Source organism: Haloarchaeobius salinus (genome assembly GCF_024464185.1).
Lineage (GTDB): Archaea > Halobacteriota > Halobacteria > Halobacteriales > Natrialbaceae > Haloarchaeobius > Haloarchaeobius salinus.
In genome coordinates, this window is record NZ_JANHAU010000001.1 from 572651 (window position 1) to 594121 (window position 21471).

At 68.9% G+C, this 21471-nt stretch carries 23 protein-coding genes; 15 read left to right on the plus strand and 8 right to left on the minus strand.

Annotation, left to right across the window (positions count from 1 at the left end):
* Positions 1 to 29: 29 nt before the first annotated feature.
* A complete protein-coding gene (locus NO345_RS02855) occupies positions 30 to 869 on the minus strand; it encodes a proline dehydrogenase family protein (RefSeq protein WP_256296319.1) in 840 nt (279 codons plus the stop codon).
* A 196-nt stretch (positions 870 to 1065) separates the two neighbouring features.
* Positions 1066 to 1611 carry a CDP-2,3-bis-(O-geranylgeranyl)-sn-glycerol synthase gene (locus NO345_RS02860; protein WP_256296321.1) on the minus strand — a complete coding sequence of 182 codons (546 nt, stop codon included), beginning with the start codon at positions 1609 to 1611 and terminating at the stop codon, positions 1066 to 1068.
* A gap of 312 nt (positions 1612 to 1923) precedes the next feature.
* Here NO345_RS02860 and pyrE point away from each other — a divergent pair, with 312 nt between their 5' ends.
* The 3 genes from pyrE to NO345_RS02875 all read left to right on the plus strand — a co-directional run bounded on the left by pyrE (position 1924) and on the right by NO345_RS02875 (position 5404).
* Complete coding sequence (pyrE, locus tag NO345_RS02865) at positions 1924 to 2454, plus strand: orotate phosphoribosyltransferase (RefSeq protein ID WP_256296323.1); 531 nt, start codon at positions 1924 to 1926, stop codon at positions 2452 to 2454.
* Positions 2455 to 2635: 181 nt separating this feature from the next.
* On the plus strand, positions 2636 to 4579 hold the full coding sequence (thrS, locus tag NO345_RS02870) for a threonine--tRNA ligase (RefSeq protein WP_256296325.1): 1944 nt from the start codon (positions 2636 to 2638) through the stop codon (positions 4577 to 4579).
* Between the two features lie 108 nt (positions 4580 to 4687).
* Positions 4688 to 5404, plus strand: coding sequence for a phosphoribosyltransferase family protein (locus tag NO345_RS02875; protein ID WP_256296327.1), 717 nt, complete (start codon positions 4688 to 4690; stop codon positions 5402 to 5404).
* 27 nt (positions 5405 to 5431) lie between these two features.
* Here NO345_RS02875 and NO345_RS02880 read toward each other — a convergent pair whose 3' ends face one another.
* Positions 5432 to 7354 carry a DEAD/DEAH box helicase gene (locus tag NO345_RS02880; RefSeq protein WP_256296329.1) on the minus strand — a complete coding sequence of 641 codons (1923 nt, stop codon included), beginning with the start codon at positions 7352 to 7354 and terminating at the stop codon, positions 5432 to 5434.
* A gap of 203 nt (positions 7355 to 7557) precedes the next feature.
* On the opposite strand from NO345_RS02880, the gene NO345_RS02885 reads away from it, so the two are divergent.
* The 3 genes from NO345_RS02885 to NO345_RS02895 all read left to right on the plus strand — a co-directional run bounded on the left by NO345_RS02885 (position 7558) and on the right by NO345_RS02895 (position 9720).
* On the plus strand, positions 7558 to 9057 hold the full coding sequence (locus NO345_RS02885) for an NCS2 family permease (RefSeq protein WP_256296331.1): 1500 nt from the start codon (positions 7558 to 7560) through the stop codon (positions 9055 to 9057).
* A 68-nt stretch (positions 9058 to 9125) separates the two neighbouring features.
* A complete protein-coding gene (locus tag NO345_RS02890) occupies positions 9126 to 9371 on the plus strand; it encodes a glutathione S-transferase N-terminal domain-containing protein (RefSeq protein WP_256296333.1) in 246 nt (81 codons plus the stop codon).
* A gap of 73 nt (positions 9372 to 9444) precedes the next feature.
* Entirely contained in the window at positions 9445 to 9720 is a 276-nt protein-coding gene (locus NO345_RS02895) for a DUF5808 domain-containing protein (RefSeq protein WP_256296335.1), read from the plus strand.
* Here the strand turns inward: NO345_RS02895 and NO345_RS02900 are convergent, their stop codons facing one another.
* Positions 9721 to 11319 (minus strand): NADH-quinone oxidoreductase subunit D, encoded by a 1599-nt coding sequence (locus NO345_RS02900; RefSeq protein ID WP_438266757.1) that lies wholly within the window; start codon positions 11317 to 11319, stop codon positions 9721 to 9723.
* Between the two features lie 177 nt (positions 11320 to 11496).
* Between NO345_RS02900 and NO345_RS02905 the strand changes: the two genes are divergently transcribed.
* The 4 genes from NO345_RS02905 to NO345_RS02920 all read left to right on the plus strand — a co-directional run bounded on the left by NO345_RS02905 (position 11497) and on the right by NO345_RS02920 (position 13994).
* The gene (locus NO345_RS02905; RefSeq protein ID WP_256296336.1) at positions 11497 to 12150 is read left to right on the plus strand and encodes a helix-turn-helix domain-containing protein; all 654 of its coding nucleotides are present in this window, start codon (positions 11497 to 11499) and stop codon (positions 12148 to 12150) included.
* 63 nt (positions 12151 to 12213) lie between these two features.
* Positions 12214 to 12777 carry an RdgB/HAM1 family non-canonical purine NTP pyrophosphatase gene (gene rdgB, locus NO345_RS02910; protein WP_256296338.1) on the plus strand — a complete coding sequence of 188 codons (564 nt, stop codon included), beginning with the start codon at positions 12214 to 12216 and terminating at the stop codon, positions 12775 to 12777.
* A gap of 194 nt (positions 12778 to 12971) precedes the next feature.
* Positions 12972 to 13751, plus strand: a complete 780-nt coding sequence (locus tag NO345_RS02915; RefSeq protein ID WP_256296340.1) for an SDR family NAD(P)-dependent oxidoreductase — start codon at positions 12972 to 12974, stop codon at positions 13749 to 13751.
* Between the two features lie 39 nt (positions 13752 to 13790).
* Positions 13791 to 13994, plus strand: coding sequence for a hypothetical protein (locus tag NO345_RS02920; protein ID WP_256296342.1), 204 nt, complete (start codon positions 13791 to 13793; stop codon positions 13992 to 13994).
* Here NO345_RS02920 and NO345_RS02925 read toward each other — a convergent pair whose 3' ends face one another.
* From NO345_RS02925 to NO345_RS02940, 4 genes are all read right to left on the minus strand, one after another.
* The gene (locus tag NO345_RS02925) at positions 13995 to 14465 is read right to left on the minus strand and encodes a DUF7384 family protein (protein ID WP_256296344.1); all 471 of its coding nucleotides are present in this window, start codon (positions 14463 to 14465) and stop codon (positions 13995 to 13997) included.
* Positions 14455 to 14595 (minus strand): hypothetical protein, encoded by a 141-nt coding sequence (locus NO345_RS02930; RefSeq protein ID WP_256296345.1) that lies wholly within the window; start codon positions 14593 to 14595, stop codon positions 14455 to 14457. Before NO345_RS02930 ends, NO345_RS02925 begins: the two co-directional genes overlap by 11 nt.
* A complete protein-coding gene (locus tag NO345_RS02935; RefSeq protein ID WP_256296347.1) occupies positions 14592 to 15455 on the minus strand; it encodes a dihydrodipicolinate synthase family protein in 864 nt (287 codons plus the stop codon). Before NO345_RS02935 ends, NO345_RS02930 begins: the two co-directional genes overlap by 4 nt.
* 192 nt (positions 15456 to 15647) lie before the next feature.
* On the minus strand, positions 15648 to 16304 hold the full coding sequence (locus NO345_RS02940; RefSeq protein ID WP_256296349.1) for a potassium channel family protein: 657 nt from the start codon (positions 16302 to 16304) through the stop codon (positions 15648 to 15650).
* A 199-nt stretch (positions 16305 to 16503) separates the two neighbouring features.
* On the opposite strand from NO345_RS02940, the gene NO345_RS02945 reads away from it, so the two are divergent.
* From NO345_RS02945 to NO345_RS02965, 5 genes are read left to right on the plus strand one after another with little or no spacing between them, the layout of a single operon-like run.
* A complete protein-coding gene (locus NO345_RS02945) occupies positions 16504 to 17766 on the plus strand; it encodes an ABC transporter substrate-binding protein (RefSeq protein WP_256296359.1) in 1263 nt (420 codons plus the stop codon).
* A 3-nt stretch (positions 17767 to 17769) separates the two neighbouring features.
* Complete coding sequence (locus NO345_RS02950; protein WP_256296361.1) at positions 17770 to 18789, plus strand: branched-chain amino acid ABC transporter permease; 1020 nt, start codon at positions 17770 to 17772, stop codon at positions 18787 to 18789.
* The gene (locus tag NO345_RS02955) at positions 18786 to 19898 is read left to right on the plus strand and encodes a branched-chain amino acid ABC transporter permease (protein WP_256296362.1); all 1113 of its coding nucleotides are present in this window, start codon (positions 18786 to 18788) and stop codon (positions 19896 to 19898) included. The genes NO345_RS02950 and NO345_RS02955 overlap by 4 nt, the downstream gene beginning before the upstream one ends.
* On the plus strand, positions 19895 to 20713 hold the full coding sequence (locus NO345_RS02960; RefSeq protein ID WP_256296363.1) for an ABC transporter ATP-binding protein: 819 nt from the start codon (positions 19895 to 19897) through the stop codon (positions 20711 to 20713). Before NO345_RS02955 ends, NO345_RS02960 begins: the two co-directional genes overlap by 4 nt.
* Positions 20710 to 21468, plus strand: coding sequence for an ABC transporter ATP-binding protein (locus NO345_RS02965; protein WP_256296364.1), 759 nt, complete (start codon positions 20710 to 20712; stop codon positions 21466 to 21468). Before NO345_RS02960 ends, NO345_RS02965 begins: the two co-directional genes overlap by 4 nt.
* Positions 21469 to 21471 lie beyond the last annotated feature (3 nt).

Consider the following 21471-nt stretch of genomic DNA (forward strand, 5'->3'; position numbering starts at 1 on the left):
AATCAGACTGCGGGGTTATGTCTCTGTTCCTATCGGCCGAGGACCGCCCGCAGCGCGAACGTGACGTTTTCTTTCCGTTCGCGCACCCGCCGGTAGAAGTACGAGAGCCACTTCCCACCGTAGGGGGCGTACTGCCACACCTCGACACCCTCGCTGGCGAGGTCGAACTGCGCGTCCTCGCGCACGCCCATGAGCATCTGGATCTCGTAGGGCGTCCCGTGCTCGGCGTGGAGGTCCCGCGCCATCGCGATCATCTCGGGGTCGTGGCTGCCGACGGCGATGCCGTCGTCGAACTCCTCGAACATCTGTCGGAGGAGGTCGCGGTACTGCTGGTCCACCCGCGACTTCTCCTTGTACGCGACGGACTTCGGCTCGTCGTACGCGCCCTTCACCAGCCGGACCTTCCCCGGCACGTCCGCGAGGCGTTCGAGGTCCTCGGGCGTGCGCTTGAGGTTCGCCTGGATGCAGACGCCGACGTTGCCGTCGGTCTCGCGGGCGTACTTCTCGAAGGCGTCGAGCGTCGCGTCGGTCGTGTGGCGGTCCTCCATGTCCACCCAGACGAACGTGCCGGCCTCGTCGGCCACGTCGACGATCTCGCCGAGCAGCTCGTCGAACACGTCGTCGCCGACGTCGAGGCCGATCTGCGATGGTTTGATCGAGATGCAGGCGTCGACCTCGGTGTCGCCGATGTCCGCGACCAGCTGCTTGTACGTCTCGGCGTCGTCCTCGGCCGGCCCCCGCTCGTCGTAGTGCTCGCCGAGCAGGTTCAGGATGACCTTCACGTCGCCCTCGTTCAGCTCCCGGGCGTGTTCCAGTGCCTCCGCTGGTGTCTCCCCGGCGACGAACCGGCTCGCGATGGGTGGAATCATGCCAGAGAGTGGGGGCCGGTGGTACAAGAGGGTTGATGTCCCGGGCTGGGTGGTGTGGGCAGTGATTCCACGTGGGTCGGACACCGAGCGGGGACCGAATCCACGTGCGATGTACACTCCGGTGCCGGGCGGCGGCCCGCGAGCTGTCAGCAGCTGTCCCGAAACGACGTCGGGTCGAACCGGGAACCGGGTACCGCTACCACGGTTCCTGCTTCAGGTCAAGCACGTACGCCACGCCGTTCGTCCCGATGTGCAGCAGCGGCGTCAGGACGACGACGACCGCGAGCACCGGCCACGTGAACCACTCGCCGAACCACGCCGGGTCCACGACGGCGGTGAGCGCGAGCGCGCCGACGACGAAGTCGAGCTGGTCGAGCCCGGGGAACGCGGCCCCGCGTTCCCGGCCGGTCCGGCGCTTGAGGAACGACGCGCCGATGTCCCCGAGCATCGCGCCGAGGGCCAGGGCGAACGCGACCGGCAGCGGGAACGTCGGGAGCGTCACGTTCGCGGCGTCCCCGACGGTCGGGGCGAGTTCGGAGAGGCCGAGGGCGAGTGCGACGCCCACGGCGGTCCCGACGATGGTCCCGCGCCAGGTCTTCCCGTCGCCCAGCACCCGTCGCTCGCCGAGGGTGCGACCGCCGTCGATGGGGCGCCCACCGCCGAGGAGCACCGCCGCGTTGTTCGGCACGTACGCGGGGAGCATCGCCCAGAAGGCGACCACCAGCGTCGAGACGACGTCCATGGTCGTGGGATGTCGACCGTCCGACTTAAGACGTCTGGGTTGCCGTCGGCCCGGTGGTGCTCGACACGAACCGGCGTCAGAGGGACGGTGGCGGCCAGAACGTCCCTGCACGACCGACTCCCGCGGCTGGCCACGCCGTCGGACTCTCGCTGCGCTCCGCTCGCGGATTCCACTCGCGCTCCCCGGCGGGGGCACCCGGCCGGTCCGGACCCACCCCATCGGCGGCAGCGCCGGAGCCGCCGAGGACCAACCGCGGCACGCCCGCGGACGAATCCACGGGCCTTATTGCCGCCGGGTGCGGCTCTCAGTGCAATGACGGACGACGAGCTCATCTCGGCACTGGTGGCGGCCGACGCGGTCCGCTTCGGCGAGTTCGAACTGAGCCACGGCGGCACGAGCGAGTACTACGTGGACAAGTACCTGTTCGAGACGGACGTCGACTGCCTGCGCCAGATCGGCGACGCGTTCGCGGAGCGCGTCGAAGACACGAAGCTGGCGGGCGTCGCACTCGGCGGGGTCCCGCTCGTGGTGGCGACCGCGCTCGCGGCGGACCTGCCGTACGTCATCGCCCGCAAGCAGCAGAAGGAGTACGGCACCGCGAACCTCGTCGAGGGGCGGCTGGACGAGGGGGAGGAGGTCGTCGTCGTGGAGGACATCGCCACGACCGGCCAGTCCGCCGTCGACGCAGTCGAGGCGCTCCGTGACGCCGGCGCGGTGGTGAACCGGGCGCTCATCGTCGTCGACCGCGAGGAGGGTGGCCGCGAGAACCTCGCCGACGCCGGCGTCGAGATGGAGGCACTGGTCACCGCGAGCGACCTGCTCAGTCATGCCGACGACGCGTAGAATCGTGCGATAACGTACCACAGCGCGCATCGCAACCCTTTTCTTGCAGTCTCGGCTATTGAGATGTACGATGGTAGGTGTCTGCTTTACAGGCCGGGCGGCAGCCCACTTCTAACAACATCAACGTCCACCTACCGTTCTCCGCGCTCGCAGACATCAACCAGAGACATCAACAACAGCCATGTCCCAGTCAGAATCCGAATCACAGATAGCGGTCGTACTACCGGACGGATCGGAACTCTCCGTCCCCGAAGGAGCCAGCGTCGAGGACGTCGCCTACGAGATCGGCCCCGGTCTCGGACGTGACACCGTCGCGGGCAAGATCGACGGCGACCTCGTCGCCAAGGAGGCCGTCGTCCACGACGGCGCGGCCATCGAGATCGTCACCGACGGCTCCGACGAGTACCTCGACGTGATGCGACACACGGCCGCCCACGTCCTCGCACAGGCGGTGAAACGACTGTACCCCGACGCGAAACTCGCCATCGGCCCACCGACGGACGAGGGCTTCTACTACGACTTCGACGACATCGACGTCGACGCCGACGACCTCGCCGCCCTCGAGGACGAGATGGCCGACATCGTCGAGGCGGACCTCGAACTCGAGCGCGAGGCGGTCTCCTACGAGGAGGCGAAGGAGCGCCTCGCCGACGAGCCGTACAAGCTCGAACTGCTCGACGAGCTCCACGAGGCGGGCGCGGAGATCACCTTCTACTCCCAGGGCGACTTCGAGGACCTCTGTGCCGGCCCGCACGTCGAGTCGACGGGCGAGATCGGCGCGTTCGACCTGCTCGAGATCGCCGGCGCGTACTGGCGCGGCGACGAGGACAACGAGATGCAGACGCGCATCTACGGCACGGCGTTCGAGAGCGAGACGGACCTCGAACAGTTCCTCGACCGGAAGGAGGAGGCCGAGCGACGCGACCACCGCAAGATCGGCAACCAGATGGACCTGTTCTCCATCCAGGACGTGACGGGGCCGGGGCTACCGCTGTACCACCCCAACGGGAAGACGGTGCTGCGCGAGCTGGAGCGGTTCATCGAGGACCTCAACCTCGATTCGGGCTACGAGTACGTCGAGACGCCCCACCTGTTCAAGACGGACCTGTGGAAGCGCTCGGGCCACTACGACAACTACGAGGACGACATGTTCCTCTTCGAGGTCGACGACGACGAGTTCGGGCTGAAGCCGATGAACTGCCCGGGACACGCCGCCATCTTCCAGGACCAGTCCTGGAGCTATCGCGACCTGCCTGTTCGCTACGCGGAGGACGGGAAGGTGTACCGCAAGGAGCAGTCCGGCGAGCTGTCCGGGCTCTCCCGTGTCTGGGCCTTTACCATCGACGACGGCCACCTGTTCGTCCGTCCCGACCAGATCGAGGCCGAGGTCGAGCAGATCCTCGACGCCATCGACACGGTGCTCGACACGTTCGAGCTCGACTACGAGGTCGCACTCGCGACGCGCCCCGAGAAGTCCGTCGGCAGCGACGAGATCTGGGAGCGGGCCGAGTCCATCCTCGAGCGGGTCATCGAGGAGCACGAGGACGAATACGTCGTCGAGGAGGGTGACGGCGCGTTCTACGGGCCGAAGATCGACTTCGCGTTCGAGGACGCCCTGGGGCGCAAGTGGGACGGCCCGACGGTCCAGCTCGACTTCAACATGCCCGAGCGCTTCGACCTCTCCTACGTCGGCGAGGACAACGAGCACCACCGCCCGGTGATGATCCACCGCGGGGTCTACGGCTCCTACGAGCGCTTCTTCATGGTGCTCATCGAGCACTTCGAGGGCAAGTTCCCGTTCTGGCTCGCCCCCGAGCAGGTCCGTATCCTGCCCATCTCGGACGACAACCTCGACTACGCCCACGAGGTCGCCGACGAGTTCTCGGAGTTCCGCGTCGAGGTCAACGACCGCGACGCCACCATCGAGCGCAAGATCCGCGGCGCGCACAACGACCGCGTGCCGTACATGATCATCGTCGGCGGCAACGAGGAGGAGGCCGGCAACATCTCGGTGCGCGACCGCAAGGAGAACCAGGAGTACGACGTCGAGGTCGACGAGTTCCGCGACCACCTCCGGCGCGAGCGCGACGAGAAGCACGTCGAGCCGGACTTCCTGCTGGACTGAGCGGTCTCGGGGGCCGGCTCCTCCCGGGACGGTTGTTACACGACCGTGTGTACCCACTCGACATTTCGTTTCGACGTATTCATGGTTGCGTAGTCGTGTATAGTGGTCATGAACCGCGCAGAGAAGGCGGCACTCCAGCTTCGCGCCGTCGACGTGCTCCAGATGCTGAAGGAGACGCGCACCTACGACGAACTCGCCGAGGTCACCGGCCTCCCGGCGGGCGATTTGAACCGCTACGTGAACGGCCACGTCCTCCCGAGCGCCGAGCGCGCCCACGAGGTCGTCTCCGGCGTCGGCCACGGGGCACTCGCCGACGAACTCGAAGCCAGGATCGAGGTGGACGACGAGGGCTACGTCGACAACTCAATCGCCGTCTTCGACCAGTCGTTCCTCGACCTCGTCGCACCGGTCGCCGCCGACGCCTACGGGTTCGAGCGGCCGGACGCCGTGCTGACCGCGGCGACGGACGGTATCACGCTCGCGGCGGCGATGGCGAGCTACTTCGGCGCGCGCTGTGTCTACGCGAAGAAGAGCAAGGAGACCGCCGTCGAGGAGTTCGTCGAGGCCCGCCAGCGCCTCCAGTCCGGCATCGAGCTCACCTACTACCTGCCGGCGTCCGCGCTCTCGCCGGGCGACACCGTCCTCGTCGTCGACGACCTCATCCGCTCGGGCGAGACCCAGGAGCTGCTGCTCGACATCGCGGACCACGCCGGTGCGGCGGTCGGCGGCGTCTTCGCCCTCATCGCGGTCGGCGACGAGGGCACCGAGCGTGCAGCCGCGCTCACCGACGCCCCGGTCGGCGCGCTGGTCGACGTCGAACCCTGAGTCGTTCCCGCAGCCCCCCGTTCGTTCTCACGCCTCCCGCTCGACCAGCGCCTCGCGCGTCTCGCGGATGACCCGGGCGACGCGTTCGACCTCGCCGCCCTCGTCGGCGATGTAGCCCGCGATGGACTCCGTCGCCGCGAGCAGCCACGCCGCCCGTTCGGCGATGCGTCCAACGTCGCCCGGCCCGACGCCGTACTGCTCGGCGAGCTCGTCGAGCGCGACCCCGTCGGCCCAGTCCGCGAGCATCAGCGCGGTCTTGAACACGTCGAGCCAGCGCTGGAAGTCGCCGTCGAAGCTCATCACCGACTTCGTGAGCTCGCTCTCGCGTCGGGTCGCCGCATCCGTCACCCGGCCGGCCTCGTCGTTGCGGGTGTACAGCGTCGGCATGTCGCTCGTGTCGCAGACGAGCTCGAGGACGGTCAGCGGCGTCACCCGCGGCAGGTCGGCCGCCTGCTCGATGGCGTCGACGACGGACGCGCCGGTGACGGGGTCGACGTAGACCCGGGAGACGAGCGTGCCGAGCCGGGTGGCGGCGAGCCCGTCGCGCCGGTCGAGCATCCCCGCCGCCGCGAGGTAGTCGAGCACGTCACCGACGACCGAACCCAGCTCGTCGGCGGCGCGCTGGTGGCCGTAGAACGTCTCGTCCAGCAGGTCGAGCACCTCGGTCCGGGAGTCGGCGAAGCCCGACGCGACCGTCGAGAGCACGTGGGTGCGCAGGGCGCGCTCGCTGTCGAGCTTCGAGGTGACGCGCTCGGGCTCGGCCCCGACGTAGCGGTCGCGCAGGTCGTCGGCCGCCTCGGCGTCGCCGGCGACGAGCAGCGCCTCGCCGTAGGGGTCGAGGTGGGGGCGGCCGGCCCGTCCGAACATCTGGTGGACCTCGAGCACCGGCAGCGGGGTCATCGCGTCGCCGTCGTAGCGCTCGTGGTCCCGGACGACGACCCGGCGGGCCGGGACGTTGACGCCGGCGGCGAGCGTCGGCGTCGCGACGATGACCGTCAGCTCCCGGTTCCGGAAGGCGTCCTCGACGACCCGGCGCTGGTCCGCCGAGAGTCCGGCGTGGTGGAACGCCACCGCGTTGGCGGCCGAGCGCGCGAGGTCGGTGCCCGTGCCGGTCGTCGCCAGGAGGCGCAGCTCCTCCGCCACCTCGGCGGCATCGGCGAGGAACTCGTCGGCGAGGTCGCCAGCGAGCGCCTGCGCGGACCGGCGCGAGGAGACGAACACGAGGCACTGGCCGCCGTCGGCCACGGCGTCGCGGGCGAGTGCGATTGCGGGCTGGTCGCCGCCGGTCGGGATGTCGCGCTCCTCGCCGTCCTCGAACACCGCGGTCCCCTCGGCGTAGACGCCCGTCTTCAGGTCGACGGGTCGCCAGTCGCTCGCGACGAGTTCGGCGTCCAGCCAGTCGGCGATCTCGGCGGCGTTGCCGACCGTCGCGGAGAGCCCGACGAGCTGGATCTCCGGGGTGAGCCGGCGGAGCTTCGCGACGGTCACCTCCAGCGTCGGTCCGCGCCCGTCCTGGTCGAGCAGGTGTATCTCGTCGACGACCGCGCAGTCGACGGCTTCGATCCACTCGGCCCCGTTCCGGATCGCCGAGTCGACCTTCTCGCTGGTGGCGACGACGATGTCGTGCCTGGCGAGGTCCTCGTCGGTCGCGTCGAAGTCGCCCGTCGCGATGCCGACGCTCACGTCCGGCAGCTCTGCGAACTCGTCGTACTTCTCCGTCGCGAGCGCCCGCAGCGGGACGACGTACACCGCCGGTCCGTCGCTGGTGAGCATCGCGAGCTGGGCGACGAACGTCTTGCCCGAGGCGGTGGGGACGGCCGCGAGGACGCGTTCCCCCTCGCAGACTCCGGCCTCGACCGCCGCCTGCTGTGGCGGGTAGAGCTCCTCGACGCCCTGGGCCGCGAAGTGCTCGACGAAGCGCTCGGCCAGCGGCAGGTCCGCGACGTGCATCTACCACGGTGTTCGGCGGGATGGTATAAAAAGTGGAGCCGGAGCACGGACCGCACGGGCGGGCCGCCACCCCCGGCGTTCGGTACCTCCGGGACCGGTTTCTCGACGCATCTTCGTGCAATTATACATGTACATGTGTATTATTCGGGCTTGTTTCCGGAACAGTTTTATAGTGCAGATTTGTGGTTGGTCGTACGTGCATTATGGGTTCCAGTGACAGTGCGGCGGAGCAGTCGGGCTCTGGTGGTGGGTCCGGTCTGTTCGGCTTCGACGAGCACGGTACAGACCTCAGAACCGAGCTACTGGCGGGGCTGACGACGTTCCTGACGATGAGCTACATCATCGTCGTCAACCCGGCTATCCTCAGCATCGTCATCACCCCGGAGGAACTCGGGGTCGCGCCGGGGATGGAGTTCCAGCTGCTCGCCGTGACCACCATCATCTCCTCGGTCGCGGCGATGCTGGTGATGGCGTTCTACGCGAACCGACCCTTCGGGCTCGCCCCCGGGATGGGGCTGAACGCCTTCTTCGTCGCCGTCGTCCTGACGATTCCGTCGGTGACGTGGCAGGTCGCCCTCGCAGCCGTCTTCGTCGAGGGCCTGCTGTTCATCGCCTTGACGCTCGTCGGCCTGCGCGAGTACGTCATCAACCTCTTCCCCGACCCCGTGAAGTACGGCGTCGGGCCCGGTATCGGGCTGTTCCTCGCGCTCATCGGGCTCCAGCAGATGCGCATCATCGCCGGCGACATCGGTATCGTCGAGGCCCCGACCGACGCCGGGAACTTCGTGACGCTGAACCCGGTGCTCGCACAGGACGCCATCGCCATCGTCTCCATCGTCGGCGTGCTCCTGACGCTCGTGCTCTACGCCCGTGGCGTCAAGGGCTCCATCGTGGCGGGCATCCTCGGGACGAGCGTCATCAGCTACGTCGTCGCGGCCCTGGGCGTGACCGCCGACATCGGGTCGCTCCCGGTCGAGGGCGAGGGAATCAAGCTCGCCGCCGCGACGTCGAGCCTCGCACCCGGGGTCGGCGACCTCAGCTACTCCGTCGCGGACTACGACATCACCCCGCTGGTCGGCGCGTTCGTCGACGGGTTCGCGAACGTCGAGGCCGTGACGTTCGCGATGGTGATGTTCACGTTCTTCTTCGTCGACTTCTTCGACACCGCCGGCACGCTCGTCGGACTGTCCAACGCCGCGGACATGACCGACGAGAACGGCGAGGTCCCCGAAATCGAGAAGCCCCTGCTCGCCGACGCGGTCGGGACGACCGTCGGCGGCATCGTCGGCACCTCGACGGTGACGACGTACATCGAGTCCTCGACGGGTATCGAGGAGGGTGGCCGCACCGGGATGACGGCACTGGTCGTCGCCGGGCTGTTCCTGCTCGCGCTGGTCGCCATCCCGCTGCTCTCGGCGATCCCTTCGTTCGCACCGTACGTCGCGTTCGTCATCGTCGCGGTGTTCATGCTGCGCAACGTCACCGACATCGACTGGCAGGACAGCGCGAGCGCGATCACCGGCGGGCTGACCATCATGCTGATGCCGCTGACGACGTCCATCGCGACCGGGATCGCCGGCGGACTGCTCGCGTACCCGCTCGTCTCGGCGGCACAGGGCGAGTTCGAGGACGTCCGCCTCGGGCACTGGGCGCTCGCGGGGCTCGTCGTCGTCTACTACGTCGTCCGGACCGTCTACATCTGACTGGTCTGGCGGCCACGGCGCACACGACCGCCGTCCCTTTTATGCCGAGGCCCCAAGCGGTGACCAGCATGTCCAACCTCGAACTGTACGACCTCCCCGGCTGTCCGTTCTGCGCGAAGGTGAAGACCAAGCTCGACGAGCTCGGCCTCGAGTACGAGACCCACGAGGTACCGCGCTCGCACAGCCAGCGCACCGAGGTGAAGGCGGTCAGCGGTCAGACCGGCGTCCCGGTGCTCGTCGACCCCGACAACGGCGTCGAGGGGATGCCCGAGTCCGACGACATCGTCGCGTACCTCGAGGAGCACTACGCGTAGCGACTCCGTCACCGTCGGGAGAACGGTCGGCGCGACGACAATCTTCTTAAATCAACCGCACGTACGGACAGGTATGCCCGAGAAACCGAGTTCCGGCGAGATTCTGGGGGTCCCGTACAACTTCGAACGGCCGAGCCTCAGCCGCATGGTCTCCTCCTACTGGGAGCCCGGCGAGGGGATGCTCGTGAAGAAGCCCTTCGGCATCGGCTACACGCTGAACCTGGCGAACTGGCGCTCGTGGGTCGTCATCGCGATCGCCGGCGGCCTGCTCTGGCAGGAGCGCAACTCCGGCTCCGAGGCCGAGGAGGAGGAGGACGACGAGGCCGTCGAGGTCATCGTCGAGGACTAGTCAGCGGTCGACTTCTCCCATGATGGTGTCGAGGCTGCCCAGCGACGCGATCAGGTCCGCGACGTACTCGCCCTCGGCGATGGGGGGCAGCGCGGAGAGGTTCGAGAAGCACGGGCTCCGGATCTTGAACCGCGCGGGCGTGCCCGTGCCGTCCGAGCGCATGTAGATGCCGAGCTCGCCCTTCGCGCCCTCGACGGCGCGGTAGACCTCGGTGTCTGCCTCCGGTTTGAGGGTGCGGGGGACGTTCGACTGGATGGTTCGGTCCTCGTCGGGCCACTCCTCGAGGACGTCGACGCACTGCTCGATGATCCTCGCGCTCTCCTCGACCTCCCGCAGACGGACGAGCACGCGGGCGAAGTTGTCGCAGCCGTCCTCGGTGACGACGTCCCAGTCGAGCTCGTCGTAGTAGCCGTACGGGTCGTCACGGCGGAGGTCGTAGTCGACCCCGGAGCCGCGGGCGACGGGGCCGGTGCAGCCGTACTCCTTGGCCGTATCGGGGTCGAGGTGGCCGGTATCGACGCAGCGCAGCTGGAATATCTCGTTGCTCGTGAGCAGGTCGTGGTACTCCTCCAGGGCGGGCGGGAACGTCGCCAGCGTCTCGCGGACGTCCTCGAAGAACGCCTCGCGGGGTTCGGGGAGGTCCCAGGCGACGCCGCCGAGGCGGAAGTAGTTGAACATCATGCGCTGGCCGGTGAGCTGTTCGAGCAGCCCGAGTGCCTTCTCGCGGTCGCGGATGCCGTACTGGAAGACGGCGGTGAACTCGCCGAACACGTCGAGCGCGTACGTCGCGACGGCGAGCATGTGCGAGGCGATGCGGCAGAGCTCCGCGCCCATCGTCCGGATGACCTGCGCGTACTCCGGCACCTCGATGTCGGCCATGTCCTCGGCGGCGCGGGCGTAGGCCCACTCGTTCAGCAGCCCCGAGGAGGCCCAGTCCCAGCGGTCCGGGTACGGCATGATCTGGTGGCGGTAGGTGCCCTGCTGGCACAGCTGCTCCTGACAGCGGTGGATGAAGCCGATGTCCGGGTCCACGCCCACCACCGTCTCGCCGTCGAGGACGGTCTCGACGTGTAACACGCCGTGGGTCGCGGGGTGGTGCGGGCCGATGTTGAGAAAGAGCGTGTCCCCCTCGCGGCCGTCGTCCTGCAGGGGGTTGGCGTGTCCCTCCAGCGTGACAATCTGTGGCTGGTCCTGGTCGTAGTCGGTCGAGAGCGGGTGGCCCTGCCAGGTGTGTGGCAGCAGGATGCGGCGCAGGTCCGGGTGGTCGCCGTAGTCGATGCCGACGAGGTCGTACGCCTCGCGTTCGTGCCAGTTCGCCGTCTCGTACACCGGGGCGGCGGACTCGCTCCACGGGTCGTCGACGCTCGTCGGGACGACGACGCTCAGCTCGTCGGTCGGGTCGTCGTACCGCTTGAGGTGGTAGATGGTCTCGTAGCGGTCCTCGTACTGCTGGGCGGTGACACAGGAGCAGTGGTCGTAGCCCGCCTCCCGCTTGAGGTGGCCGAGGACGGTCTGGACCTCGTCCGGCCGGACGACGATGCCCGGCGCGTTCAGGTGCTCCTCGCGGTCGAGGACGTACTCGCCGACCAGCCCGTCGATGTCGGGCTCGCTGGCCTCCTCCGTCCGTACCAGCGCCTCGGTCTGCCCGCCGCTCACGAATCGACACCCCCTGTCTGCCTCGTCGGTCGCGCCATATCGGCTATCGTGCTCCGGGGAGCACGGTCCTTCGGTCGCAGTCGCTAGGGGATTTAAGTCAGAAGTCCGAACCCGTGGTCGATGAAGTACCTGCAGGTCACGCTCAGGCACTCGGCGGAGACCATCCATCCGATGCACGAGTTCGTCTGCGATCACGGCGGCTACGACGAGTACCACCTGGTCAACTGGAACTTCGCCACGCCCGACGCGAACACGCTCCTCTTCCACGTCCACGGCCCGCGCGAACCGTACGAGGCGACACTGCGGGAGGTCGAGGGCGTCCAGTCGTTCGAGGTCGCCCCCCTCGGTGACGACCGCTTCTACGTCTACGTCATGGACGACCCAGACGAGACAGGACAGGGGCTCATGGCGGCGTTCTCGCGACCGAGTATCGCCGCCGTCCCACCGCTGTCCTACCGGATGGACCGCTCGGTCTCCATCGGCGTCCTCGGCGAGCCCGACCGCCTCCGGGAGGTGTTCGAGGCGACGCCCGACGACATCCGGGTGGACATCGAGCGCGTCGGCGAGTACGCCGCGGACCCGGCCGCCGCGGGCGCTCGTCTCACCGACCGCCAGCGCGAGGCCGTCCGGGTGGCACAGGCTCTGGGCTACTACGAGGTGCCCCGCGAGGCGACAGTCGCCGACGTGGCGGACGAGCTCGACTGCTCGACGGGCACCGCCGCCGAACACCTCCAGAAGGCCGCCGCGGAACTGCTCGGTGACCTCGACTGCTGACGCTCCCATCGCCGCTCGCCCGCGACCGACGGCTCTTTGACCCACACACGCCGACGCTATCGCATGACGATCCGCTTCGTGACGAGCAACGAGGGGAAGGTCCGCGAGGCACGCGAGTACCTCACCGAGCCCGTCGAGCAGGTGAACTACGACTACACCGAGATCCAGAGCGACGACCTCGGCGACATCGCCGCCCACGGCGCGCGCGAGGCGTTCGAACACCTCGGCGGCGAGGGGTCGGTGCTGGTCGACGACGCTGGCCTGTTCTGCGACGCGTTCGACGGCTTCCCCGGCCCGTACTCCGCCTACGTGCAGGACACCGTGGGCGTGCAGGGTGTGCGCGACCTCGTCGCCACCGCCCCCGACGACCGTGCACGCTTCCGGACCGTCCTCGCGTACTGCGATGGCGACGAGGTCCACACGTTCGAGGGCGCGGTCCAGGGCCGCATCGTCGACCCGCGTGGCGACGGCGGCTTCGGCTACGACCCGATCTTCGAGCACGACGGGCAGACCATGGCCGAGATGAGCACCGCCGAGAAGAACGCCATCAGCCACCGTGGCCGCGCGCTGGCGAAGTTCGCGGACTGGCTCGCCGCCGAGCCAGCCGAGCGGAAGGGGCCACGGTAGTCCCCCATCCGCTCACCCGGCAGTTCAAGTACGAAGCCGGGGGCAGGGTCGGCGTGTACTGACGACCGGCCCCTGGTCGACCGAGGCTGGAGCGCGGCGCATCGCCGGGGGCAGTGGCGCGCCGCCTGTTCGCCATCGCGGTCCGTCCGACCGAAACCCGAAGGGTTACTCTCCCGGCGTCCCCCGTTGCCGACATGACACGTGACACCGCCCTCGTCACCGGTGCGTCAGGCGGCATCGGTCGCGAGCTCGCCCGCCAGTTCGCCCGCCACGGCCACGACGTCGTCGCCGTCGCCCGCCGCGAGGACGTCCTCGCCGAGGTCGCCGACGAGATAGAATCGCGCTACGCCGTCGACGTGACGCCGCTCCCGATGGACCTCGACCGGGACGGCGCGAGCCAGGAGCTGTACGACGCGGTCCACGAGCGCGACCTCGACGTCGGCATCCTGGTGAACAACGTCGGTATCGGGACGCACGGTCCCTTCGCCGACTCGGACCTCGACGAGGAGCGCACCCAGCTGCGGCTGAACGTCGTCACGCTCGTCGAGCTCACCCGGCTGTTCCTCGACGACTTCACCGAGCGCGACCGGGGGAGGATCCTCAACGTCGGCTCAACCGCCGGGTTCCAGCCCGGCCCGTTCATGACCGGCTACTACGCCAGCAAGGCGTACGTCAACTCCTTCACCGAGGCGCTCGCCGAGGAGCTCCGGGACACCGGTGTCTCCGCGACGGTCCTCGCCCCTGGCCCGGTCGATACCAACTTCCAGTCCCGTGCCGGCATGGGCCACTCCGCGGTCGGTTCGACGTACAAACAGCCCGTCGAGCAGGTCGCCAAGGCGGGCTACACCGGGGTGATGCGAGGCAAGGCCGTCGTCGTCCCGGGGCTGCCGATGAAGGCACTCTGGCTGCTGTCGCGGGTGACCCCGCGGCCGATCCTCCGGCGGGTCTCTCGGATGGTCAACGAGGAGCGGTAATCGGAAGTTCTATCCGAGCCACGTCCCGCGGTTACGGTGATGTCCTCCGACTCGATCGTCCAGCGACTCGGCCCCCATCAGGCTGCCCTGTTCGCCGCCACCGGAAGTGCCATCATGCTCCTCCTGGCGGCCGGAGTGCTCTTCGTGTCCAACTCCTCGTTGTACTGGGTCGTCCTCGCAGTCGCACCCGTGGACTTCGCACTCGTCTACGTCCTCCTGAAGCGAACCTTCGAACGGGCCTGATCAGGCCCGCGGGTCGCGGTCCGGTCCCGGGTACTCGTCACCGACGACGGCCTCGTACAGGCTCTCGGCGTCGAACAGCCGCGCGAACGCGTCCGGTGTCCGGACGCTGACCGCCATCCGTCGGTTCAGGTTCGCCCCGGCGTCGACGCTGCCGAGTCCCTCGTCGAAGCTGAGGAGGTGGGCGGCCTGCCCGCGGTACGCCGACGCGAGCCCGGGGTGGTCCGTCGCGGGGTGGTCGACGGGCTCGCGCTCGGCCTCGATGCGCTCGCGCCAGTCCGCCGCCAGCGACGCGTCCGTCAGCTCGGCGACGACCGTCTCGGCGTCGTCGAGCAGGTGGTCGCTGGCGACGAGGGTCACCCAGTCGTGTCGCCGGACGTGGTCCATGGCCGCGCGGCTCGCGCCGCCACAGCAGACGTCGGCGGCGAGCACGTCGGCGTCGGCGACGACGCGGGCGGCCGACTCAGCGCTCATCGTCGCCTCCGTCCTCCGCCGCCTCGTCGTCGTCGTCCCCCGCGGCCCGGTGCTCCGCGAGCGTCTCGCGCACCTCCGCGACAGTCACGTCGTAGCTCGCGGCCCGGTCGAACAGCTCGCCCCAGCTCATCGTGCGGCCCGCACGAGTTCGGCGAGTTCTGTCGTGGTGGCGTCGTCGACCGGCTGGAACGGTCGCCGGACGTGGCCGGCGGGCAGCGACCGCGACCGCATCGCGGCCTTCAGTCCGGGGATGCCGTAGCGAGCGGTGACCGCACGGTTCAGCTCGACCAGCGAACGGTTCAGGTCGCGTGCGCCGTCGGTGTCGCCGTCGGTGTGGCGGTCGTAGATCTCGCTCGCGAGTTCGGGGACGACGTTCGCCAGCGCGAGCACCCCGCCGTCCGCGCCGTGGTCGAGGCCAGCGGCGTAGATGCTCCCGCTCCCGACGAGCACGGAGAAGTCGGCGTCCCCGGTGAGGGAGACGGTCCGCTGGAGCCGTTCGAGGTTCCCGCTCGAGTCCTTGATGCCGCCGACGTTCGGGTGCGTCGAGAGCGCCTCGACGGTTCGCGGGTCGAGCGGCGTCTCGGTGTACTTCGGCACGCTGTAGAGGAATATGGGGATGGGGCTCTCGTCTGCGAGCCCGCGGTAGTAGGACGCGAGCGCGGCCTGGTCGTGCCGGAAGTAGTAGGGAGTGACCACGAGTGCGGCGTCGGCACCGGCCGCGGCGGCGGCCTCGGTGTCGGCGAGCGTCTCGCGGTAGCCCGGCTGGCCGGTGCCGGCGAGGACGGGCACGTCGCTCCGGTCGGCGACGACCTCGACGACGCGCCGGCGCTCCGTCGCGGTGAGCAGTGGTGCCTCGCTGTTCGACCCGCACGGGACGACGAAGTCGACGCCGGCGTCGGTGACCCGGTCGACGAGGTCGGAGAGCGCAGGTTCGTCTATCTCGCCCGTCTCGTCGAAGGGCGTCACGAGCGGCAGTCCGGTGCCTTCCATGCTCTGAGTGAGTCGGTGGGGCGACAAAAACGAACCGCTGGCGGGTATCGTCGCCACCGTGTGACGAACGTCTGACGTAACTTTAAGGCCGACCGAGGACACCCATCGGTAGGGCGCGCACGACGGCCTCGAACTCCCATCCTACGCGTCGCGCGCCCGGTAGCTGTCTCTCCCCCCTTTCCACTGTCGCGATCAGGCAGCGGTGAGCGCCTGCCGGACCGAATCCACGCCGGTCTGCTCGACGACGACCGCGAGCCGGTCACCGGCCTCGATCGACGTCGAGGGGAGCGGAATCGTGAGCGGGCCGTCGCTCGGCCCGTGGGCGTAGACGCGTGCCTGCTCGGGCAGGTCGACCTCGACGACGCGCTTGCCGACGAGCTGTGAGTCCTCGGGGATCTCGAAGACGGAGAACTGGAGGTTCTCGGTCACGTCCGCGAGGACGTTGAAGTCGCCGCCGAGCATCGCCGTCTTCGCGCCCGCAGCGCCGAGGCGCTCGGGGTAGATGACCTCGTCGACGTCGCTGGCGTACTTCTCGTAGATGTCCTCGCGGTAGTCCTCGTCGATGCGGAGGACGGTCCGCGCGCCGTTGTGCTTCCCGATCATGCAGGCGGTGAAGTTCGCGTTCAGGTCGGGCGTGAGCGCGGCGATGGCGTCGGCGTCGGCGATGCCGGCCTCCTCCAGGACGTCCTCGTCCTCGGCGTCGCCCTCGACGACGGTGAACCCGTCGTGGCGTGCGCGCTCGACGCGGTCGGGGTCGTTGTCGACGACGACGACGTCGTGGCCCTCCTCGCCGAGGATGCGGCAGGTTCTCGTTCCGACGCGACCGTATCCCACGATAACGAACTTCATGCTGGTGGGTACGCGAGCGGGGGGTAAAAAAGATAGTCCCGGGACAGCGTGGCGTCGTTCCACGGGCGTCTCGTCGACCGGTCCCGACCGTCGGGTGTGCTCGGGGAACTTGAACCCACTGCTCTGACAGGCTGAAACTGCCGTCCCCGTCCGATTTCCACCACGTAAGTTTATCTATGACCGTTTGTTAGACGAGGTCATGAGTGGCAATCGCACTCCAGCGACGGTGGACAGGCGCACGATCCTGCGGGCGGCAGGGGCAGCGGGCATCGGCGGGCTCGCTGGCTGTCTCGGTGGCGGTGGCGGCGAGGGAGGGGCGAACGAGCTGACGGTCGGGTTCGCCACGTCGACCTCGGGCCCGTTCTCGGTGTTCGGGCAGTCGGCCATCGACGGGGCGATGCTCGCGGTCGAGGACCTCGAGTCGGAACTCGACGTCAGCATCGACGTCGAGACCGGTGACACGCAGCTCGACCCACAGACCGGTGTCAGCCAGCTCCAGCGGATGGTCACCGAGGCGGACGCGGACTTCACGATGGGTGGTGTCTCCTCGAGTGCGGCACAGGCGATGGCGTCGTGGGCGAACGAGAACGAAGTCGTCTACATGCCGACGGGTGCACACGGCGACGGGCTGACCGGGGACGCGTGCGGGCCGTACACGTTCCGCCCGACGGCGTCGAACTCGATGCTCGCGGCGACCATCGGCGCGGAGATGGCCGAGGCCGCGGACAGCTGGTACCTCCTGTACTCCGACTACGCGTGGGGACAGACGGCACAGGAGGCGGTGACCCGTATCCTCGAGGACCAGGGCATCGAGGTCGTCGGCCGGTCGGCGACGCCGTTCCCGGCGGACGACTACTCGCCCTACCTGAACGAGGCGGACAACTCCGGGGCGGACGGCATCGGGATGCTCATCGCCGGGCTGGACCTCCGGAAGGCGGCGAACCAGCTGGTCTCCCAGGGGATGCAGGGCGACTACACCCTGGCGATGCACCAGCTGGAGGACGCGGTCTTCTGGGGACTCGACCGCGACTCCGCCGGTATCCTCGACACGGCCGGACAGGTCTGGGGGCCGGCGATCGACACCGACGCGAGCGTCGACTTCTGCGAGCGGGTCGCCGAGAGCTCCGAGACCGACCCGTACGTCCGGCACTTCCTGGGCTACCTCTCGATGGACCAGGCGGTGCGGGCGGCGGTGCGGGCGGACTCGACGAACGCAGACGACATGCGCGGGGCGCTGGAGGGCCACGAGGTCAGCTCCGTCGCCGCCGACATCAAGGGCGACGGGGCGGAGATGTACTGGCGCGAGGGCGACCACCAGCTCATCCAGCCGACCTACAGCGTCGAGGCACTCCCGGTCGGGGAGATGTCCGGCGACCCCTACAAGCGGTGGTTCCAGACCGTCAACACGTTCGAGGGGGACGACGTGGCGCGCTCGGTGTCCGAAACCGGTTGCTCGATGTAATCGATGAGTACGACGGAACTCACTCGGGAAGATCTCGCGACGGTCTCGCCGGGTTGGTGGGCTGTGGCGGTCCTGACCGTGGTCCTGCTCGCGCTCGCGTTCGCCGTCGAGCCCGGGCTGTTCATCGACCAGGCCATCGGCGGGCTGGTGTACGGGATGGTGCTCGTGCTCGTCACGCTCGGGCTGTCGCTCATCCTCGGGCTGATGGGCATCGTCAACTTCGCCCACGGCGCGTTCTTCATGCTCGGGGCGTACCTCTCGTACTCGGTCGTCGTCACGCTCGGACTGCCGTTCTGGGCGGCGCTGATACTCGCGCCGCTCGTCGTCGGCGTGGTCGGCGTCGTGCTGGAGATGACCGTGCTGCGGTACCTCTACGGCTCCGACCCCATCGTCAGCCTGCTCGCGACGTTCGGGCTGACGATGATGATCGAGGAGGTCATCCGGGCGTACTGGGGGACCGCGCCGCTCGAGATCTCCCGACCGGCGGTGCTCACGCGCGGGACCGACCTCGGGGTGACGACGGTGCCGACCTACCGGCTGTTCCTGGTGGGTGTGGCGGTCGTCACCATCCTGGCGGTGTACCTGCTCATCTCCCGCACCGACTTCGGGCTCACGGTCAGGGCCGGCGTGCAGGACGGCGAGATGACCGAGTTCGTCGGCGTGAACCTCCCGGTGCGCTTCACCGCGATGTTCTTCCTGGGGGCGGCGCTGGCCGGCTTCGCGGGCGTGCTCTACTCCGCCGAGACGGGGATGCGGACGACGATGGGAGAGACGTTCGTCATCCTCGCGTTCGTGGTCGTCGTCGTCGGTGGCGTCGGGAGCCTGTTCGGGAGCGTGGTGAGCGGCATCCTCATCGGCGTCTCGGCGTACCTCACGCCGGTCGTGCTCACCGCGCTCGCGGAGGTGACGAACCAGCCGTGGCTGGCGCTCCAGATACGTGACCTCGTCCCGTACCTGGTGATGATACTCATCCTGCTGTACCGGCCACGGGGGCTGTTCGGCGAGGAGGGGTTCCTCGAATGAGCGGCGAGACGGCGACCGGCGAGGGATCGACCGAGACGCTCGACCGCGCCCGGTCGCTGCTCTGGCGCTATCGGGTCCCGGTCGGTCTCGTCCTGGTCGTCCTGCTGTTGCGTCCGGTCATCTCGCACCCGCTCCTGCTCGGCTACGAGGCCATCGCGGCGACCATCCTCATCTGGATGGTGTTCGTCGCGGCGTTCAACCTCCTGTTCGGCTACGCGGGACTGCTCTCGTTCGGGCACGCGATGTTCCTCGGCTTCGGGATGTACGCCGCCGCCATCGGGGTCTCCGGTCGGGCCGGCGCACCCGAGCTGCCGTTCCCGGTCGCCGCGGCCATCGGCATCGCGGTCGCCGCGACGGTCGGCTACCTGCTCGGACGGCTCACCGTCGAGAAGGGCGAGATCTACTTCGCATTCCTCACGCTGGCGGTCGCGCAGGCGGTCGAGTTCACCGCGAACCGGAACCCGCTGAACCTGACCGGCGGCTCGAACGGGGTCACGCAGAACGTGCTGCCGTCGTGGGTCGAGTCGACCCGCGGCCAGCTCGTCGTGGTCCTCGGCGGCCTCGAGGTCGACTGGTACTGGTTCGTCTCGGTGGTGTTCCTCGTCGCGATGCTCGCGCTCTGGCAGATCGTCCGCTCGCCGTTCGGGCGGTCGCTCGTCGCCATCCGCGAGAACGACGACCTCGCGCGGGCGATGGGTATCGACACGAAGCGGTACAAGGTGCAGGCGTTCACCGTCAGCGCCGCGTTCTCGGCGCTCGCGGGGTCGGTGCTGATGGTCGACCGGTACGGCGCGTCGCAGGAGACCCTCAGCGTCATCACCAGCGGCGACACCGTCCTGATGGCCGTCCTCGGCGGGGTCCGGTACTTCTTCGGCCCCATCGCGGGCGTGTTCGTCTGGCAGTTCGCCGAGGAGTTCCTGAACGACTTCGAGGTGCTGCACCTCGGGGTCACGAGCGTCGACCTCTCGGGAGTGCTGACGCACTGGCACTTCTTCCTCGGCGCGCTGTTCGTCGTCATCGTCGTGGTCGCCCCGCTGGAGGGCATCTGGGGCTACCTCCGTGACTGGGCACGCGGGCTGTACGCCCGCCTCAAGGGGGTGGCCGAATGAGCGACGCCACCGGGCCGGAGGCGACCAGCTCCGTCGACCCGAGGCTCGATCCGGCCGACGCCGCGTTGGCGACCGAGGGGCTCCGCCGGACGTTCGGCGAGGTCACCGCGGTCGACCGTGTCTCGCTGGGCGTCGAGCGCGGCGAGCTCCGGGCCATCATCGGTCCGAACGGTGCGGGCAAGACGACGCTGTTCAACACCGTCATGGGGACGCTCCCGCCGACCGACGGCCGGGTGTACCTCGACGGCACGGACGTGACCGACCGCGACGAGCACGAGCGGCCACATCTCGGGCTCGCACGGTCGTTCCAGTCGAACGAGCTGTTCGAGGACCAGACCGTACTGGAGAACGTCCGCGTGGTCGTCCAGACGACCCGGCGGGGCGCGTTCAGCTTCGACCTGTTCCGCGACCACCGCTCGGTGGGGCGGGACCGCGCGCTCGAACTGCTCGACACGGTGGGGCTCGACGCGCCGCCGTCGACGCTCGCGAAGAACCTCTCCCACGGCGACCAGCGCCGGCTCGGTATCGCGATGGCGCTGGGGACCGACCCAGCGGTGCTGTTGCTCGACGAGCCCACGTCCGGGATGAGCCCGGGTGCGACGACGGCGACGGCGAACCTCATCGAGGAGATACGGGACGAGCTCGGGCTGACGGTGGTCCTCATCGAGCACGACATGGACGTCGTGCTCTCCATCTCGGACCGCATCTCGGTGCTGAACCGCGGCTCGCTCATCGCGACCGGGCCACCCGACGAGATACAGGCGAACGACGCGGTACAGGACGCGTACCTCGGCGGTATGCGGGAGGAACTATGAGTTCGGAACCCGAGGCACACACGACCACGGAGACGACGGAACCGACCAGCACACTGCTCGAAGTCGACGGCCTCGAGGCCGGCTACGACACCGGACAGGTGCTGTTCGACGTGGACCTCGCCATCGACGAGGGCGAGCTCGTCTCCCTGCTCGGGCGAAACGGCGCGGGGAAGACGACGACGATGCACGCCATCATGGGCGCGGACGAGCCGGCGGTGCTCGGCGGCGACGTCCGCTACCGGGACGAGTCCATCGTCGGCTGGCCGTCCCATCGGCGCGCGAACGCCGGCATCGCCATCGTCCCGGAGAAGCGGCGCTGTTTCCCGCGGCTCTCGGTCGTCGAGAACGTCCGGCTCGCCATCAACCACGCCGAGGCCCCGCTCGGGCTGGACGAGACGCTCGAGTTCTTCCCCGAGCTCGACGACATGCGACGGAAGGAGGCCCGGAACATGAGCGGTGGCGAACAGCAGATGCTCGCCATCGCCCGCGCGCTCGCGGCGAACCCGGACCTGATGCTGCTCGACGAGCCGTTCGAGGGGCTCGCGCCCTACATCGTCCGGCGCATCGAGGACATCGTCGCCGACATCAACGCGGAGAAGGGCGTGACGGTGTTCTTCGTCGAGCAGAACGTCGCGGCCGCCCTCGCCATCGCGGACCGTCACTACGTGCTCGACGAGGGCCGCATCGTCGACGAGGTGACGAGCGACCGCATCCGCGAGGACGAGGAGTTCCGTCAGCGATACCTCGGTGTGTGACCG

Coding starts and splice junctions, on each gene's coding strand:
- NO345_RS02950 (WP_256296361.1), top strand. CDS start 17,770: ATGAGTACGACGGAACTCACTCGGGAAGATCTCGCGACGGTCTCGCCG.
- NO345_RS02895 (WP_256296335.1), top strand. CDS start 9,445: ATGCCCGAGAAACCGAGTTCCGGCGAGATTCTGGGGGTCCCGTACAAC.
- NO345_RS02920 (WP_256296342.1), top strand. CDS start 13,791: ATGTCCTCCGACTCGATCGTCCAGCGACTCGGCCCCCATCAGGCTGCC.
- NO345_RS02930 (WP_256296345.1), bottom strand. CDS start 14,595: ATGAGCTGGGGCGAGCTGTTCGACCGGGCCGCGAGCTACGACGTGACT.
- thrS (WP_256296325.1), top strand. CDS start 2,636: ATGTCCCAGTCAGAATCCGAATCACAGATAGCGGTCGTACTACCGGAC.
- rdgB (WP_256296338.1), top strand. CDS start 12,214: ATGACGATCCGCTTCGTGACGAGCAACGAGGGGAAGGTCCGCGAGGCA.
- NO345_RS02890 (WP_256296333.1), top strand. CDS start 9,126: ATGTCCAACCTCGAACTGTACGACCTCCCCGGCTGTCCGTTCTGCGCG.
- NO345_RS02855 (WP_256296319.1), bottom strand. CDS start 869: ATGATTCCACCCATCGCGAGCCGGTTCGTCGCCGGGGAGACACCAGCG.
- NO345_RS02940 (WP_256296349.1), bottom strand. CDS start 16,304: ATGAAGTTCGTTATCGTGGGATACGGTCGCGTCGGAACGAGAACCTGC.
- NO345_RS02875 (WP_256296327.1), top strand. CDS start 4,688: ATGAACCGCGCAGAGAAGGCGGCACTCCAGCTTCGCGCCGTCGACGTG.
- NO345_RS02880 (WP_256296329.1), bottom strand. CDS start 7,354: ATGCACGTCGCGGACCTGCCGCTGGCCGAGCGCTTCGTCGAGCACTTC.
- NO345_RS02905 (WP_256296336.1), top strand. CDS start 11,497: ATGAAGTACCTGCAGGTCACGCTCAGGCACTCGGCGGAGACCATCCAT.
- NO345_RS02955 (WP_256296362.1), top strand. CDS start 18,786: ATGAGCGGCGAGACGGCGACCGGCGAGGGATCGACCGAGACGCTCGAC.
- NO345_RS02885 (WP_256296331.1), top strand. CDS start 7,558: ATGGGTTCCAGTGACAGTGCGGCGGAGCAGTCGGGCTCTGGTGGTGGG.
- NO345_RS02925 (WP_256296344.1), bottom strand. CDS start 14,465: ATGAGCGCTGAGTCGGCCGCCCGCGTCGTCGCCGACGCCGACGTGCTC.
- NO345_RS02915 (WP_256296340.1), top strand. CDS start 12,972: ATGACACGTGACACCGCCCTCGTCACCGGTGCGTCAGGCGGCATCGGT.
- pyrE (WP_256296323.1), top strand. CDS start 1,924: ATGACGGACGACGAGCTCATCTCGGCACTGGTGGCGGCCGACGCGGTC.
- NO345_RS02945 (WP_256296359.1), top strand. CDS start 16,504: ATGAGTGGCAATCGCACTCCAGCGACGGTGGACAGGCGCACGATCCTG.
- NO345_RS02935 (WP_256296347.1), bottom strand. CDS start 15,455: ATGGAAGGCACCGGACTGCCGCTCGTGACGCCCTTCGACGAGACGGGC.
- NO345_RS02965 (WP_256296364.1), top strand. CDS start 20,710: ATGAGTTCGGAACCCGAGGCACACACGACCACGGAGACGACGGAACCG.
- NO345_RS02960 (WP_256296363.1), top strand. CDS start 19,895: ATGAGCGACGCCACCGGGCCGGAGGCGACCAGCTCCGTCGACCCGAGG.
- NO345_RS02860 (WP_256296321.1), bottom strand. CDS start 1,611: ATGGACGTCGTCTCGACGCTGGTGGTCGCCTTCTGGGCGATGCTCCCC.